The organism is Candidatus Sericytochromatia bacterium, assembly GCA_035285325.1.
Lineage (GTDB): Bacteria > Cyanobacteriota > Sericytochromatia > S15B-MN24 > JAQBPE01 > JAYKJB01.
In genome coordinates this window covers 44807-60916 of sequence record JAYKJB010000063.1, presented here as the reverse complement: position 1 = coordinate 60916, position 16110 = coordinate 44807, and the positions used below count along the sequence as shown (strand labels likewise).

The window sequence follows — 16110 nt, the reverse complement described above, 5'->3', positions numbered from 1 at the left end:
GGGCCAAGTTCCTTGGCCCGTGTGGTTTGATGGCCGCGGATGGTCGACGGCGAGCCTGCTGATCCTGCTGGTGACGCCAGCGCCCGCCTGGGGCCAGCCCAACAGCCCGTCAGCCAGCGAGCATCACCCGCAGATCATCTACACCGGCCAAAGCCAGGGCACGTTTCATGCGCGACTCGACTTTGCGGAACTGACGCCACTCCACCAGCTGTCGGAGCAAGATCCCGTCCAACCGGTCGGGATGCTCTCGGACAATGTGTTTCGCAGTGGCAACATGTACCTCTACACGGAACAGGGTCCACTGACGCGCGAGGATGTTCAGCAATTCTTCTCGCACGGTCAACCCCGATTCGAGCGCAGCCAGCCCCTGCCTTTGCTGCGCTCTGACTATGCCTATTTGCTGGAAACGCCGACCGCTTCGAGGCCGTGGGGCCTCGGCTGGTTGGAGCAGGCCTACCGGCGCCACGGCGGTTATGACGACATCCGCCTGGTCCAGGCACGTCACCACACGCTTCGCAGCGCCGCAGGCACTCGTTTGGCCCTGGTCAATCTGGAAGACACGCCCCTCTCCTCGTCCGAACCACTCCATCGACGTGCCTGGGAGATGGTACCGGCCGCGGCCGTGCGCATTCGCCGAGAACCCACAGGGGATGCTCCGGCCACCATCATGACGATCGGGCGAACCCTGGGAGAGGGGCTGCGCCGGCAATGGCTTCAATCCAGGATGAAACGGGCAGCGGCCGGACGGGCGATCGCCCTGGACCTGGGAAACGCGGTCGAATTCGGAACGTCAGAGTCGACACGACAACGTCGGGCGTTCTCGATGACCCGACTGGCCAGCCTCCAACTCGACGGCATGGTCCCAGCCGAGGCGGAACTCGCGCTGGATGCGGCCGAGTGGAGCCGACTCACGGAGGCCGTGCCGGTTTTCGCCGCAAATTTAACCCCCCAAAATCCGGAGTTTCGCTCGCCGCCGCCCGTGCTGACGCGTCAGCTGGATGGCGTATCGGTGGCGGTGGTCGGCCTGGTGGACGACCGGGCCTTCACCTCGGCGGGCCTGGCCGGGAAGTCATCATTCTGGAAGGTCGAAGAACCGATCGAAGCGGCACGCAAAATTTTGCGGCAATTCGAGCAAATGCCACTGTCCAGCCGACCGGAATGGGTGGTGCTGGCCTCCAACATCCAGGATGAGCGGTTGCAAATGCTGCAGCACCTGAACGGCGCGTCGGCCGTTCTGGCCGACATGGAAGGCACCCCGGGGGAGGTCATCACCGAATCCACCAGGCTGGCGGGCCAGGCACGAACCCGCGTGAGGAGCAGCCTTCTGCTGGCACGCTCGAGCCCGAACCGGGTCGGTCATCTCACCGCGACCTTCCGTGGATCGCCCGCCGGTCCCAAACTCCTGTCCGAAATTACCAACCGTGCCATCCTGGTCACGGACCAGCTCCCCCATGACCCGCATGCCAGAGCCTTGCTTGACGCCATCAAAGCCGACCAGCAGCGGCGCAGTCGGGAGTTGCTGCTGCCGGACATTCGCGACCTGCACCCGCTGGTTCCACCAGACAGCGTGGCCCTGCCCAGTTCACGTGTGACCGAAACGCTATGGAACCGCCTGATCGCCCAGATGCTCTGGCGAACCACCCACGCGGAGGCGGCCTTCGTGAGGCGGTTGCCCCTGCGACAGCGGGTCTTTGGTCCCGTCAGTCGTTTGACGGTCGAAGGCTGGTTGGAATTTCCCGACCAGTTAGTGGACGTGCGCGTAGCGGGCAAAACCCTGCGAGCCCTGGCCGGGCTGCGCCAACCGGGCCTGGGCTGGGCCGGCCTCGACCCCTCATCAGAGACGCTGATGGGGGCCTCCATCCGGGATGATGACTGGTATCGATTGACCACCACGGACGCGACCACCCGCCTGCCGGAGGTGGCCGCGTTGCTGGGCGACAGCCCCACCGTGAACCAGTGGAAATGGTTACACCACGCGGAGCTGCACCCCGCGCAAAAGGGAATCCCCATGGGCCTGCGTGACCACGTCATCAGCTGCCTGAAAGAACTCAAGGGTCGGCACCGTGGACAGTTCAACGAGTCCTACCGGCGAGAATTGCTGGCCTGGTGTCTGGCGAATGCGGAGGATTCTCCCGCTCGCTGGTCTCTCCGACTCGAGGATGGGGAACTTCTGACCAATGCCCTGAACGCCTCTGGTCACTCGGCCTTCTCTCAGGTGCGCAACACCCGGGTGACGGCTCCCTCCAGCCAGACGCTGGGAGGCCGCGCGAAGCTGTCCGTGCTCTACGACTCCCGGGATTGGGCCTTCGAAAACCGCGCGCGAGCCGTCTATAAAAGGCAGTCCTTGAATCGCTCAGGGCAAGAGGTCAATCAAGAGACCGACGACGAGTTGAATCTCAGCAGTGAAATCCGGCTCAAGCGAATCGCCGTCCCCCTCCCCGGGGGGGCCGCCGTGCCCTTCGCCAGCTGGAACTACACCACCGAGTTCGTTCCAGACAGCACCGACCAGCTGGTCAAACCTCGCCGTTCCGAACTCGCCGCCATCGGCGGCCTGGTCTATGCCCCCGGTGGAGCGGTGCGGGATTGGCGCGTCGGGGCAGCCCTGAAGAATGACCTCGCCAATCCGGGCATGCTGGAGCCAGGGTTGTACCTGGCCGGTGGCCTCGAGCGCAGCCTGACACCATTGACCCAGGCGAAGGTGAGAACCGGGATGGAAGTGTTCCGATATTTTCCGACCGCCACCGACACGCCCGACCGCCTGGGACTGTCCGCGCTTCTGAATGCGGGCATCGCGATCCCTCTCTGGGAGCGATTCACCCTGAATGTGGGAGCCGACTGGTTTCTGTTCACGGGAAAGGTTCCCGAAACGGCCATCCTCGGGAGCAATCTCGAATTTCGCGTCGGGCTCGGCTATTCCCTGGCGTGGAAACCACTTCACGGCGTATGGTTTTAGCAACTGTTCCCAGCCAGATGAGGTGACCCGATGAATCGAGCTTCCAGATGGCTTTTTCTGCTGGCGTTGGCGTGCCTGCCGATGCTCACGGGCTGTGCCGTCTATCAGGCCTACGTGCAGCGACGAGCGATCGAGCAGGCGACGTTTTCCCTGGTCAACGCCCAGATTGTTGGCCTGGACCTGGCGGGCGCAGAATTTGCGGTGACCCTGCGCGTTCACAACCCGGGTGACCACGCGGTGGTACTGGACCGACTGGACTACTCGCTGTATGCCAACGACTTGAAAATGCTTCAGGGAAGCACATCACAGACGATCGAGGTGCCACCGGGGCAGGATCGGCCCGTCTTCGTTCGCGTGGGTCTGGCCTATGCGGACATGGCCGCGCCCTTGCGTCAGTGGTTGCTGCTGCGCAAGACCATCAGCTGGAAACTGGAGGGCCTGGCCCATTTCGAAACGCCCTTGGGCGTGGTCGACTATCCGGTTCGTGCGGTCTTTCCGCGTTCCCGTTGACCGATTTTTCCACCCAGTTGCTCCGCGCACGAAGGCCTGACCCATGTTTCACCCGATGAGTCGCACCGCCGCCCTGACGCTCGCCGTGTGGGGGCTGGTCAGTTGGGGTTGCCGCGAGCCGCTGGACTACGAACGGACCCTGGTCGCCGACCCTGACCGAGGCGCACGCCTGTACAAGGCCAATTGCGCCAAAACCTGTCACCCAGCCGATGTCTTCGCCGACCCACGCACCAGTGACATCAAGGAATTAACCAACACGGTGCGTGCATACTACGAGCAGGTGGTTGGAGGAGAGGGCAATTACACCACTCAGGATATCTTTGACCTGACCCGCTACCTCAACGACAAGTACTACCAGTTCGATTTGCCTGCCAGGTACTGACCACGCGCACCAATCAGCCCGAAGAGACCCTCATGAAATTCCTCTACGCCCTTCTTCTTTTCATTCCCGCTGCCATTGCCGCGAAGTGGGTCCACGCCGACCCCACGATCACCTTTGTCCTCTCGCTGTTGGCGATCGTCCCATTGGCCAAGATGATGGGCACGGCCACGGAGGAAATTGCCCTCAGAACCGGGCCTGGCATCGGGGGCTTGCTGAACGCGACCTTCGGCAACGCGACCGAATTCATCATTGCCGTGTTCGCCCTCCACGCGGGTCTCTATCAGGTGGTCCAGGCCTCGATCACGGGCTCGATCATCGGCAACATTCTATTCGTGCTCGGCATGGCCATTTTTGTGGGCGGATTGAAGACCCCCACCCTGGTGTTCAACCGCACCGTGGCTGGTCTCAACACCTCCCTTCTGACCCTGGCGGTGGTGGGCTTGCTGGTTCCTGCCGCGTTCGACTGGCACACGCGCGCCGTCAAGGTGGCCCATCCCAAGGTCTGGGAATTCTCCGTTCTGGTGGCGTTGGTGCTGATCGGGGTGTACGTCGCCAATCTGATCTTTGCCTTGAAAACGCACGCCGATCTCTACGCGGGAGGCGAGGGGCAGCACGACCCCCACGAAGCCCCGACCCTGGCACTGCGCACAGCCGTCGGCATGCTGCTCGGCTCGACGCTGCTGGTCGCCTGGATGTCAGAAATCATGGTGGGCTCGATCGAACACGTCACCCACGCTTGGGGACTGTCGGCCTTCTTCATCGGCGTGATTCTCGTCCCGCTGGTCGGCAATGCCGCGGAACATATGACGGCAGTCACGGTGGCCATGAAGAACAAAATGGACCTGTCGCTGGGAATCGCCATCGGTTCCACGACCCAGATTGCTCTCTTGATCGCCCCCATGCTGGTGATTGCCGGTTGGTTCATGGGGCGTCCGCTGACCCTCTCGTTCGACACATTCGAGGTGATGGCGGTCGTGATGTCGGTTGTGATCGCCAACTTCATCACCCTCGATGGGGAGTCCAACTGGCTGGAGGGTTTCATGCTGCTCGCCACCTACGGAATTCTGGCAGTGGCCTTCTTCTTGCATTGAAGGGACGGGGACGTTCCGTATATCAAGTTTTATGAACCAACCAGGCGCGTGCAGGGGGCGGGTATAAGGGGGAAACCGTGCCTGCCTGGAGTAGCTCCTTGACGATTCCCCTGTTTCACGAACACCGCTGGGATGTATCCCCTTTCGAAGCACAGCAGATTCAAAAGGATTTGCAGGCTCGTGTCCGAGAAACGGAGTGGGACGGCAAGGTCCAGACCGTCGGGGGGATCGAGATCGCCCACTCCCGCTTCAGCGATGTGCTGGTGGTGGCTGTCAGCGTTCTGAGATATCCGGACCTGGCGCTGCTGGAAGAAATCACGATCGAGCATCGCGTGACCTTTCCTTTCATCCCAGGCCTGCTCTCGTTTCGGGAAGTTCCGGCCATTTTGGCGGCCCTGGAACGTCTTGAAGCCTTGCCTGACCTGCTCCTGGTAGACGGGCCCGGCATTGCACACCCGCACCGCCTCGGCGTGGCCTCGCACCTGGGCGTTCTGCTGGACAAGCCAACCATCGGCTGTTCACGCAGCGCCCTGGTCGGCAGTTATGTGGAACCAGAAATCACGGCGGGTTCGCATTCCTCGCTGGTGTGGCAAGGCGAGATTATCGGCGTGGTCTTCCGATCGAAGAATCGGGTCGCGCCCCTGTTCATCTCGGTGGGGCACCTGGTCAATCGCAAGTCCGCTCAGGAATTCGTGGCCTCCTGTTGCCAGGGTTACAGGTTGCCGGAGCCGACGCGCCTGGCCCATACGGCCCTTCACCACGCGCGCAGCGACATGAAGTCCGCCAGCGCCTCGAATGGGGCGAGCTAGCACGCCGAGGCCTTCCCGAGAAACGGTGATGACACTGGATCTGTGGTACCATCACGGGTCAGTCGAACGACCTTGACATGGAGTCAGACATGCCCGTTGTTCACGCACCCATTGCCAGCAAGAGGCGCCTTGCGATCGCCTTGAGCGTGGGCGTTGCCATCTTGATCGGTTGCGGCGGCTCCCCCACCAGCGTACCGGGGCAAGGGGCCGCAAACTTGCCGCCTCAGACCAACCCAGGCGTGGCGGACAAGGACAAGGACAAGAAGGCCGGCGATGCCCTCGTGCCCCGTCGCACCATTCGCGGCACGGTGCTGGACAGTCTGACGGGCGAACCCGTGGAGAAGGCCTTGGTGGTGGTGGAAGGCGTCCAGACAACGAGTTTGTCGACGCCGATTCCTCCCGCTCCTTCACCCGGCAAGGAAGAACTGGACGAGCCCAGTCCCCCTTTGGGTGGCGGCGGGGGCCCCGCCGAATGGATGCTCGCCCAAGCCGACAATCCTCGCATTCCCGATGCCGAGACGACCACGGCGCCCGTTCTGCCCGCTCCCGTGGCCAGTGCCTCAGCCAACGCCTCCGCCACCACCTCCCTCAACGCCAGGCCTTCGGCCAGTGCCGCCGCGCAGAGCTCGGCAACGGCGTCCGTGGAGCCTGCCGCCGCCGCATCGGGCACCCCGCCCACTGCCAGTGGGCCGGCTCAGCCGGCCACCACGGCCCGCGTCGACTCCCGGGGTAAATTCGAGTTCAAGGACTTGCCCGAAGGCACCTACAACCTGACCGTCTGGGCACCTGGCTACCAGGCCCTGAGCCTGATCGGCACGATGCCCTCCGAGGTGGACATCCCCCTGCGGCCGTTGGAGCCCGACCTCAAAAAATTGCATGAGATGAAAGGCGTGGTCCGTCTCGCCAACAACCAACCTGCCGCCAAGGTCGACGTGGAGGTGTCCTCGGTCGCCGGCAAACTGGCGGGCGGTCGTGAACTGACCGACGAAAACGGGTCTTTCAGCATGAAAGGCTTGCCCTCCGGCAGCTACAGCGCCGCCGCCTGGACGACCAACCTGGAAGGGGAAATCGTCTCCTTCGCTATGGTCAAGGAAGTCCCCGTGTCGCAGGGACGGGAGCGCAGAACCGTCTCGCCGACCTTGATTCTGCGGGCCGTGACGGCTCCCCTGCTGTTTGCCGGCACGGTGGAGGGTTCGGCCAAGGAGACTGAGGTGAAAGCGGCGATCGCCGCCAAGAAAGGGATTCCCGGCGTGCGCCCCACGCGGGTGCAAGCCGCCATCGTCGTGGGGGATGGTGAGATTCCGCTGGCGAGTGTCCCCGTGGCGAAAGATGGCTATTTCCGCTTGCGTCTCCCGCCGCTTCCGGAAGGAGCCACCTACCATTTGACCGCTTCCGGGCAAAGTGAAACGGGCCAAACCTCGCACGTCCACGTTCACGACCTGGAGGCGGCGGATCCCAAGGTTTCGCTGAAGCTCCCGGAGGCACCCGACAGCGTGACCCCGGCGGACCGCAGCAAGCATCCACGCTTCACCTGGGAGGCCCACAGCACCCAGGTAACGGCCTACCGTCTGGCCGTCGAAAAGACCGGGCCGGATGGAGACACCATCTGGGAAACCTGGACCAGTGGAACGGGGGCAAGCTTGCCCAACGTCAAGGACCTTTATTTCCTGCGAGAGGGTGAATCCTACCGTTACATTCTGTCCGCCGTGAAACTGGTGGATGACAAAAAATTCGAACTCACCAACCTGGCTGATCGCCCTTGGGAATTCTCCGGGCTGACCAAGCCCGCCACCTTCGAAGTGGTGCGAAATCGTCCTCAAAGCGGCAGCCGAACCCTGAAAGACAGCGGCCGAGCTCCCAAGCCGCTGCTGAAGAGTCCCCGCCCGTCACCGAGTGCCCCGCTGGGAAGCCCTTCGGCGTCACCGACGTCCTCTGCCAAGCCGTCCCCCAAGAGCCCGCGAATCAAGCCAATGGACAGCTTGTGAGCCTTCAACCGAAGCCACTTCCCGACCTCATCACCGTCATCGATCTCGAAACGACCGGCCTCGACGCCTCTCGCGATCGCATTCTCGAGATCGGGGCCGTTCGTCTGGAACGAGGACGGGTCACAAAAACCTGGGAAACCCTGGTCAAACCCGGCGCGGACGTGACCATCAGCCGCAGCAGCTTTGCGGTCCATGGCATCGACATGGCAATGGTGGCGGACGCGCCGCCGCTCCGGCAGGCCCTGGAAACCTTGATCGAATTCCTGGGAGAAAGCCCGTGGGCAGCCCACCACGCCCCCTTCGATGCGGGTTTTCTGCGGGCATCCCTGGCCCGCGAAGGATTGCCAACGCTGCCAGGCGAGGTCTTCGACACGCTGGAAATGGCGCGGGAAGCCTTTCCAGACCTGCGTTCTCACAAGCTGGAAACCGTTTGTCGCCTGCTCGGCCGTGCCCCAGAAGGTCTCCACCGGGCCGCTCTTGACGCGGGCCACCTGGCCGCTGTGCTCCCTTCCCTCTGGCATGAATGGCAGCAGCGCCTGTGCTGGCGTGAGGGGCAACATCAGGTGATCGAGCAGGTGGCCAAGCGTCACGAGCACGTCGGGCGCCTGATCGAAGCGTTGCAAGCAGAGCAGGCGGACCTCCGGCGAACGCTGCACAGTTACTTTGCCGTCCAGCCGGATGCGCGCATCCCCCTGGACGCCGATGACGTTTTGGTACAGCTTCCTCGGCAAGCCTGGGAATATGACGAATCCGAGCTTTTGCCTCTGCTGGCCGACTGGGAGATGAAAGAGGCGCTGTTGAAACTGGACCGACAAAGGCTGGATCGCTGGCTTCAGGCTGGACGGTTCAGCACGGCCCAAGAAGACCAGTTGCGGGCCCTGCGCAAGGTGGTCCCCGGCCCCCCTCGGCTGGGCCGTTCGAGTCGTGATCACCTGCCCCCCCTCAGTCGCCTCCTCCCTCCAGCCGGGACGAATGGGTCGCGGCGCTCTCCTCACCCGAATGAATGAGGGGCAAGGCGCGAGTGCTGACCTGCGGGAGCGCGGGCTGACGCGGGAATTGATTCACGCTGGCCACCTGCGGCTGCACCTGGACACGGTCATGTTACCCAACGGTCGGATGGCCACGCGGGAGGTCATCGAGCACCCCGGCGCCGTCGCGATCGTGGCCCTTCCGGATGATCGCCACGTGCTGATGGTCCGCCAATACCGGCACGCGATCTCAGAGCTCACGTGGGAACTGCCGGGTGGCGGCCTGGAACCGCGCGACGCGTCTCCACTGGCGGCCGCCCAGCGCGAACTGGCGGAAGAGACGGGGCACACGGCAGACCACTGGCACCTCGTGGGATGCTTCCATGCATCGGCCGGCTACACGACGGAGCTGACCCACCTGTTCGAGGCTCGCGGCCTACGCCCCGTGCCCACGACCCGACCGGAAGACGAGTTCGTCGACCTGCACGCCATCAACCACAGGGATGCCCTCGACTGGATCGCACAAGGGGTGATTCGTGACGCCAAAAGCATCATCGGCTTGCTCCGATGTCCGCCCACGCCTTGAGCGGACCTGCTGCCCCCGCTGGCGAATCCAGCGGGCCGCGCTGCTGAGGGCCGGAGTCTGGCTCGCCGGTGGCGCGGCGATCGCCGCAAGCGCTGGCTGTACCCTGCCCTACGTGACGGCGGAGCAGAGCCTGGTGATTCCCTATGCGTCCTTCCTCCCTTCGTGGCCGCAGCAACGGGGGGAAGCCTCGCCGGACCTGAAGGAAACCCGGATTCCGGTGACGTCCCTGCTGCTTCCGGCCGAAACCCAGCGCCTCCAGGTCACAGGCGCCATGATCCGGCTGCGCATCCTCAACCAAGGTCCGCTGCCCCTGGTGGTGACGCCGTACATGAGCCTCAGCGGTGGTGACCCCTACCAGCTGCCGCCCCTCGGAGCCCCGCTCAGCCTGGGTGAACGCGGCTTTCAGGTGACTCAGGCTTATCCGTGGCTCACGGATCAGGCGCGCACCGAGGCAGCATCCTTTGGCTTGAAGGTCAGCCTGAACCCGATCCGGTCTGCCGTGACTGGAGCCAGCTCCGACCACCTCGAGCTTCGGTATCAGTTCACCGCCACCGCGCGGATACCCTGACAGTCAAGCGCTTTCCAGCGACACCGTCGACCGGTCACCGGGGTACCCTGAGACACTCTACTCGTCACGTGGATGCACCGAAGCATGGGAACGCGCGAGGGGGCAAAAAAATGGGGCCAGCCAGGCTGGCCCCAGCAACGAGGCGACGCGCTCAGACCGCCGCCGCCAGCGAGGCGGCCGCCTGGCGAAGCAGCTCGGCCTTGTCCGTCCGCTCCCAGGGCACGTCCACGTCCGTCCGACCGAAGTGGCCAAAAGCCGCCACCTGCTTGTAGATCGGACGCCGCAGATCGAGCATGCGGATGATGCCGGCGGGCCTGAGGTCGAAGTGTTCTCCCACCAGACGCTCGATGACCTCGTCGGGCAAGGCGCCGGTGCCGTAGGTGTCGACGAAGATCGAGGTCGGACGGGCCACGCCGATGGCATAAGACAGCTGAATCTCCACCTGCTTGGCGAGACCGGCCGCCACAATGTTCTTGGCCACGTAGCGGGCCGCGTAGGCCGCCGAACGGTCCACCTTGGTGGGATCCTTGCCGCTGAAAGCGCCGCCGCCGTGACGGGCGTAGCCGCCGTAGGTGTCCACGATGATCTTGCGCCCCGTCAGGCCGGCATCCCCCTGAGGACCGCCCACGACAAAACGGCCCGAGGGATTGATGAAGTAGCGCGTGTCAGGCCGCACCAGTTCGGCCGGCAGAATCGGCTCGATCACCGTCTTGAGGATGTCAGCGCTGAGCTGTTCGTTGCCCACGGAGGGGTCGTGCTGGGTAGACACGACCACCGTATCGATGCGCACCGGCACCCCGCCGGAGTACTCCACCGTGACCTGCGTCTTGCCGTCCGGGCGCAGGTAGGATAACCCAAGGTGCCGACGCGCGTCGGAGAGCCGCCGCGCCAGGCGATGCGCCAGCACGATCGGCAGCGGCATCAACTCGGGGGTCTCGTCGCAGGCAAAGCCGAACATCAGCCCCTGGTCACCCGCGCCAATCTCATCGATGCGCTTCTCCACCTCGGCTTCGGAGAGCGCCGAGCTGCGCAGCTCGAAGCTGCGGTCGACGGCTGCCGCAATGTCCGGGCTCTGCTCGTCGATCGCCGTCAGGACGGCGCAAGTTTCGGCGTCGAAGCCAAACTTGGCCCGCGTGTAGCCGATGTCGCGGACCGTCTCGCGCACCAGCCGCGGGATGTCGACATAGCACTTGGTGGTGATTTCCCCCGCCACCAGCACCAGACCCGTGGTCACGCTCGTTTCACACGCCACACGAGCCAAAGGGTCCTGCGCCAGGATGGCATCCAGCACGGCGTCGGAAATCTGGTCGCAAATCTTGTCGGGGTGCCCCTCGGTCACGGATTCAGAGGTGAACAAGTGGCGGCGGTTGGCCTGAGACACAGCGGGCTCCTTACATTCAGGGAGATTGAAGGCGAACAAGGATAACATAGTGTGCCCATGAGCGTCAAAGCAAGCCGGTCTCGCCGGTTTCAAGCCGCCCCCCCAGAGGCACCGAGCGGCCGAGCGGCCCGAACGCCGTCACGTGCCGTTGGAAAGTCGCGGCCAAAGAGGAGTCACCAGCAACCGACACCGCGGACGCCAAGCCGCGAAAACGAGTAAGGACAAGGGTGTCCGTTTTTCCCGATACCGGTGTCACGAGTCGACCTTATACGCCGCGTGCTTATCCGATTCGGCCTGGAAACGGCCTCAGGTCGCGGTCGGGAAACTGCGGGCCGAGATGCTTTGAAATTTGGTCAGGTTCTTCTCGAAGTACAGCTCGACGTGACCGACGGGCCCGTTTCGGTGCTTGGCCACGATCACCTCGGCGGTCGACTTCTTGTCGGTTTCGGGATTGTAGTATTCATCCCGATAGATGAACATCACGATGTCGGCGTCCTGCTCGATGCTCCCGCTTTCACGCAGGTCGGAGAGCATCGGGCGTTTGTTGGGACGACTCTCCACCGCACGACTGAGCTGGGACAACGCGATCACGGGCACCCGCAGCTCGCGGGCCAGCTGTTTCAACCCGCGTGAGATGGCGCCCATCGCTGCGGCCCGGTTGTCATCCTTGGTCGATTTGATGCCCGAGGACATCAACTGGAGGTAGTCCACCATGATCAGGCCCAGTTCACCTGTCTCCGCCATCACGCGGCGGGCTTTCGAGCGCAGTTCCGCCACCGTGAGCGCCGCCGTGTCGTCGATATAAATGGGCGCCTCGGAGAGCAGGCCGATCGCCTGGACCAGTTTGCCCCAATCCTGTTCGGCCAGGTAGCCCGTTCGCAGGCGATGCGAATCGATCCCGGCCTCGGCGCACAACAAGCGCTGGACCAACTGCTCCTTGGACATTTCGAGAGAATAAACCAGAACCGCCTTGCGGGTTTCCACCGCCACATTGCGACAGAAGTTCAACGCCAGACTGGTCTTTCCCATCGCGGGCCGAGCGGCCAGGATCAGCAGGTCGCTGTGCTGGAACCCGTTGAGCATGTTGTCGAGGTCGTAGAAGCCGGTGGTGTTGCCCAGCAGGCGATCCTTTTCCGCGTAGCGCGCCTCGATCGCCTCGAAGGTCTCGTTGATCACGTCCTTGATCGGGGTCATGGCACCGGACTGGCGGCGTTGGCCCACCTCGAGGATGGTTCTTTCAGCGGTGTCGAGCACCGTCTCCACGTCTTCTTCTTCGGCGAACGCCTGGGCGACGATTTCCGTTCCAACCCGGATCAGATTCCGCAAGATGGCCTTGTCCGCAACAATCTTGCCGTAGTACTCGGCATGGGCCGTCGTGGGAATGGAAGCTGCCAGATCGACCAGGTAACCGTAGCCGCCCACTTCATCGAGACGCGGCCCCAACTCATCACGCACGGTGATCAGGTCGACCGGCTCCCCGCGCTCATAGAGGTCCCGCATCGCGTCGAACAACACACCGTGGGCGGCGCGATAAAAGCTGCCCGCATCCAGCAACTGGTTGACGCGGGCGATCGCCTCCCGGTCGACCATCATGGCCGCCAGGACCGCCTGCTCCGCTTCGAGATTGTGCGGGGGAACCCGCTCGATCACGTCTTTCATCGACTCAGACGGCCACGCTGGCTGCGGTCCGCTCGCCTCACGATTCCTGGCGCACCTCGATGCGCATTTTGGCCGTTACCTGGGGATGCAGCTTGACCACGAACTCGTGAAAGCCGAGCGTTTTGATGGGTTCTGCCTCGATCTTTCGCTTGTCGACATCGTGGCCCGTCTGCTGCTGGATCGCCTGGGCGATTTCCTTGTGCGTGATGGTCCCGAACAGGCGACCGTTCTCGCCGACCTTGTGCGAGACCACCACCTTGGCGGCCTGCAACACCTGCGCGAGTTCCTGCGCCTGGGCTCGCAGGCGTTCCTCCTTGCGCTGCTCGGCCTTCTTCTTCTCCTCCCACTGCTTCAAGACCGCCGGCGTGGCTTCCGCCGCGATCTGCCGAGGAAAAAGAAAGTTGCGGGCGTAACCTTCAGAGACCTCGACCAGCGAACCGGACTTGCCCAGATCTTTGACGTCCTTGTTCAGAATCACCTTCACGGCAGTTTCCTTCCCAGATTGTCGACGAGACGAAGTTGCAAATCGTCATTATAACACCCGGCCTCACCAAGGGCCCGGTCGATGCGCTAAGCTGACAGGACCCCCGACCGGCGCAGCAAGGAGATTGGAATGCTGGGAACCATGTTCGTTCTGATGCTCGTCACCACAGCCGTTCAAGGCTTCCGCAACTGGCGTACCTATCAGGCCTATCAGCGTGGTCTGACCACGCGAGGCCAGCTGGTGAATCAAACCACCACGACGGGTTTGATGTCGGCGGGGACGCTGGCGCTGGCGATCGCCGCCCGCTTGATGGGCTGAACAACCGGAAGGTCTCACACCTCGCCGGTGAGAGTCCGAAATGGTCAAGGGCCTCGTTGCTGGCGCCCGCCTAGAAGGTGAAGACCAGGCCCCCGTTGTGGTCAGCCATCTGGATCTCGAGGCGTTTGTCCGTGAACAGGAACTTTTCCGCGGTCCAAAAATTGCTGGTGCTGGCCTGACCGCGGATGCGGTAGACTTCCGCGGCGCGTTTCTCCCCCTGGTCGCCTTCAAACTTGTTGTTGTTGTTCTGGTCATCCCACGCCAGCACCACATACGTGCCTTCGGCCGTGTCATTGCCAGGACTGATCTGCAAGGCGAACTGGTTGGCCCGCGGGGTGTCCACCAGGTCGAATTCCACGGTTTTGGGGACGGTCAGGTTGAAGTCCAGCTTGCCTCGAACGGCACCTTCGTTCGGGATCTCGATCCAGGCCAGGTAGCCCACCTTGACGGAGGCGGGAATGGCACCCGCCACCGAGCCGGACGTGGCCAACGGTCGGAGGACGCGTTGCGCCAGGTAGCCCATCGTCAACGCCCCGGCATTGCAGCCCGTCAGAAGCGAGATGGCGGCAGTCAAAATGGCGGCATGTTTGAAGCTGGTCACAGGCGCGGGTCTCTCCAATCACGGTGCGTTTCCGGTTCAAGATATCATACCGGAACCAGGCCAAGCTGTGACAGGAACCTGATTTGGGCCCAGTGACGGCACGGTGGCGGCTCGCCTGATACTCCCCCAATGCCACGCCCGAGGGCCAGCCCCGTGGGACCGGCCCTCAGAGAAGTCAGGTGGCCATCCGCTCAGGCCCTTCCGAGCGAGAGCGCCCGTCAGAAATTGTTGACGGGGGTGCCCCCTGGCACGGCCACGCCACCGGGCCCATAGGTCAGCGGCAGGCTGGAGCTTTGACCACCGCCGAAGGCAGAACTGCCCGTGCCATTGTTCAGCCCCCGCCAATCGAAGGTGCGCTGCATGATGACCCCGTTTTGCCCGACCACGAAGCCTTCGCCCTGAGGCAGCAAATCAATCGCGTAGAAAGCGCCGCTCACATTGCCGGAGAAGTAGCTGGTATCAGGCTTGAGCACCCCATTCTGGTTGGCCAGCAAGTTGCCGAAGATGGAGCGCGGGTTCCGTTCCAGCGTGAAGTCACGTTGACGCACCTGGCCAAGCGCCCAGCCTTCCGTGCCGGAGATCATTTCGATGTCGTGCAGGGGAACCTGATCCAGGCCCTCGACCGAGCTATCGAACTGTCCGGACACCCAGCCATCCCGTTTCGGGTCGTATTGCAAGAAGATGCCCCGCGGGCGGATGACCAGGTTGTCGCGAATACCGACGGCGTACCCTTGGGTCTCGCTGATCATCTTGATCGCCGTGAGTTCCTGAGAGTCCGTCACCGAGATGGCGCCACGGTTGTCCCAGATGCTCTTCTTCACCCAGGCACCGTCCTGGTACTTCAGGATCATCGGGGTGGTGGCCAGGCCCGAATACTTTCCGACGGCCCAACCACTCCGGGCTGAGACCATGTGAATGTCATTGATCTTCCCGCGAGCGGGAGATTCCGCTTGCCGCCAGGACGCGCCGTCCCAGTGCAACAATAGACCGTTCCCGCCGGCTTCCTGGCCGACCGCCCAGGCATCCCGCTCGTTGATCACGCTGATGGCCTGCAAGGTCCCGGCACTGACCGGCAGATTGACCTGGCGCCAGGCGTTTCCATCCCAACGGGCTGCGAAGGGGATGCTTCCGCCCGCACGCGAGCCGACCGCCCACCCCAACGTGCTGTTGGCGAAGCCCAGACCCGTGATCGAGGCATCGGGCTGACGAAACGACGGTTCAGCGCGCCAGGCGCCGTTGACGAAGCGCAACAGCGTGCCGTTTTCTCCGCCGGCCCACGCCTCGAAGCGGCTCACCATCTTCACGGCGCGCAGGTTCACCCCGGTCGGAGAGAGCACTTGCTGCCAGGCGTAACGGGCAGGCTCGACCTGAATGGTGGCTTCAGCCGTCAACTTGCCCACCTGAGCCACCGCCTTGACCGTGCCCGGCGCTGTCGGCATCAACACGCCCTGACGATCGATTTGAGCCATCTCACTGTTGCCGACCGCCCACGTCACCAGGCGCGGATCGCGATACAGCTTGTTGTCGGAGCCCCTGATCACGGCCGTGAGTTGCATCGATTGACCCACCCGGGCGCTGGCCTGCCCAGGTTCCAACTCCAGCGCAGTCGCCTCGACACCGGCGGGCAGCGTGGGGATCACCTCCTGACGGATCAGTCGGTTGCCACCCACATAGTCACTGGTATAGGGCTGCATCGGCAACGGCTGATACAGCGGCGAGTAACCACAGCCGCTGACGATCAAAGCCACCGCGAGGGCAGAAACGGCTTGAAACTGGCGAGTCACGGTCATGATGGCGGTTTCCTTCGGAAAGCCC

15 protein-coding genes are annotated in these 16110 nt (G+C 63.5%); 10 read left to right on the top strand and 5 right to left on the bottom strand.

Annotated features, from left to right (window positions below; translation table 11 throughout):
* Positions 1-19 precede the first annotated feature (19 nt).
* The 9 genes from VKP62_08725 to VKP62_08685 all read left to right on the top strand — a co-directional run bounded on the left by VKP62_08725 (position 20) and on the right by VKP62_08685 (position 9852).
* Positions 20-2953, top strand: a complete 2934-nt coding sequence (locus tag VKP62_08725; GenBank protein ID MEB3197273.1) for a hypothetical protein — start codon at positions 20-22, stop codon at positions 2951-2953.
* Positions 2954-2983: 30 nt separating this feature from the next.
* Positions 2984-3463 (top strand): LEA type 2 family protein, encoded by a 480-nt coding sequence (locus VKP62_08720; protein MEB3197272.1) that lies wholly within the window; start codon positions 2984-2986, stop codon positions 3461-3463.
* A gap of 43 nt (positions 3464-3506) precedes the next feature.
* Positions 3507-3845 carry a cytochrome c gene (locus VKP62_08715; protein ID MEB3197271.1) on the top strand — a complete coding sequence of 113 codons (339 nt, stop codon included), beginning with the start codon at positions 3507-3509 and terminating at the stop codon, positions 3843-3845.
* A 32-nt stretch (positions 3846-3877) separates the two neighbouring features.
* Positions 3878-4936 (top strand): calcium/proton exchanger, encoded by a 1059-nt coding sequence (gene cax / locus VKP62_08710; protein ID MEB3197270.1) that lies wholly within the window; start codon positions 3878-3880, stop codon positions 4934-4936.
* A gap of 98 nt (positions 4937-5034) precedes the next feature.
* Positions 5035-5745: a deoxyribonuclease V gene (nfi, locus tag VKP62_08705; protein MEB3197269.1), complete on the top strand. Its 711-nt coding sequence runs from the start codon at positions 5035-5037 to the stop codon at positions 5743-5745.
* An 89-nt stretch (positions 5746-5834) separates the two neighbouring features.
* Positions 5835-7730 carry a hypothetical protein gene (locus VKP62_08700; protein MEB3197268.1) on the top strand — a complete coding sequence of 632 codons (1896 nt, stop codon included), beginning with the start codon at positions 5835-5837 and terminating at the stop codon, positions 7728-7730.
* Positions 7727-8737: a 3'-5' exonuclease gene (locus tag VKP62_08695; GenBank protein MEB3197267.1), complete on the top strand. Its 1011-nt coding sequence runs from the start codon at positions 7727-7729 to the stop codon at positions 8735-8737. Before VKP62_08700 ends, VKP62_08695 begins: the two co-directional genes overlap by 4 nt.
* Positions 8730-9284 (top strand): NUDIX hydrolase, encoded by a 555-nt coding sequence (locus VKP62_08690; protein ID MEB3197266.1) that lies wholly within the window; start codon positions 8730-8732, stop codon positions 9282-9284. The genes VKP62_08695 and VKP62_08690 overlap by 8 nt, the downstream gene beginning before the upstream one ends.
* Positions 9235-9852: a hypothetical protein gene (locus VKP62_08685; GenBank protein MEB3197265.1), complete on the top strand. Its 618-nt coding sequence runs from the start codon at positions 9235-9237 to the stop codon at positions 9850-9852. Before VKP62_08690 ends, VKP62_08685 begins: the two co-directional genes overlap by 50 nt.
* Before the next feature lie 151 nt (positions 9853-10003).
* Here the strand turns inward: VKP62_08685 and metK are convergent, their stop codons facing one another.
* The 3 genes from metK to rplI all read right to left on the bottom strand — a co-directional run bounded on the left by metK (position 10004) and on the right by rplI (position 13376).
* Positions 10004-11233, bottom strand: coding sequence for a methionine adenosyltransferase (gene metK, locus VKP62_08680; protein ID MEB3197264.1), 1230 nt, complete (start codon positions 11231-11233; stop codon positions 10004-10006).
* Positions 11234-11539: 306 nt separating this feature from the next.
* Positions 11540-12892 (bottom strand): replicative DNA helicase, encoded by a 1353-nt coding sequence (gene dnaB / locus VKP62_08675; GenBank protein ID MEB3197263.1) that lies wholly within the window; start codon positions 12890-12892, stop codon positions 11540-11542.
* Positions 12893-12929: 37 nt separating this feature from the next.
* Positions 12930-13376 (bottom strand): 50S ribosomal protein L9, encoded by a 447-nt coding sequence (rplI, locus tag VKP62_08670; GenBank protein MEB3197262.1) that lies wholly within the window; start codon positions 13374-13376, stop codon positions 12930-12932.
* A 129-nt stretch (positions 13377-13505) separates the two neighbouring features.
* Here rplI and VKP62_08665 point away from each other — a divergent pair, with 129 nt between their 5' ends.
* Entirely contained in the window at positions 13506-13694 is a 189-nt protein-coding gene (locus tag VKP62_08665; protein ID MEB3197261.1) for a hypothetical protein, read from the top strand.
* 70 nt (positions 13695-13764) lie between these two features.
* On the opposite strand, the gene VKP62_08660 is transcribed toward VKP62_08665, so the two are convergent.
* Both VKP62_08660 and VKP62_08655 read right to left on the bottom strand, forming a co-directional pair.
* Entirely contained in the window at positions 13765-14295 is a 531-nt protein-coding gene (locus VKP62_08660; GenBank protein ID MEB3197260.1) for a hypothetical protein, read from the bottom strand.
* Positions 14296-14513: 218 nt separating this feature from the next.
* Positions 14514-16085: an Ig-like domain-containing protein gene (locus VKP62_08655; GenBank protein MEB3197259.1), complete on the bottom strand. Its 1572-nt coding sequence runs from the start codon at positions 16083-16085 to the stop codon at positions 14514-14516.
* Positions 16086-16110: the final 25 nt, after the last annotated feature.

What these genes read in the sequence shown, in the direction of transcription:
- VKP62_08720 (MEB3197272.1), top strand. Translation starts at nt 2,984, where the DNA reads ATGAATCGAGCTTCCAGATGGCTTTTTCTGCTGGCGTTGGCGTGCCTG.
- VKP62_08715 (MEB3197271.1), top strand. Translation starts at nt 3,507, where the DNA reads ATGTTTCACCCGATGAGTCGCACCGCCGCCCTGACGCTCGCCGTGTGG.
- cax (MEB3197270.1), top strand. Translation starts at nt 3,878, where the DNA reads ATGAAATTCCTCTACGCCCTTCTTCTTTTCATTCCCGCTGCCATTGCC.
- VKP62_08700 (MEB3197268.1), top strand. Translation starts at nt 5,835, where the DNA reads ATGCCCGTTGTTCACGCACCCATTGCCAGCAAGAGGCGCCTTGCGATC.
- VKP62_08690 (MEB3197266.1), top strand. Translation starts at nt 8,730, where the DNA reads ATGAATGAGGGGCAAGGCGCGAGTGCTGACCTGCGGGAGCGCGGGCTG.
- dnaB (MEB3197263.1), bottom strand. Translation starts at nt 12,892, where the DNA reads ATGAAAGACGTGATCGAGCGGGTTCCCCCGCACAATCTCGAAGCGGAG.
- VKP62_08665 (MEB3197261.1), top strand. Translation starts at nt 13,506, where the DNA reads ATGCTGGGAACCATGTTCGTTCTGATGCTCGTCACCACAGCCGTTCAA.
- VKP62_08655 (MEB3197259.1), bottom strand. Translation starts at nt 16,085, where the DNA reads ATGACCGTGACTCGCCAGTTTCAAGCCGTTTCTGCCCTCGCGGTGGCT.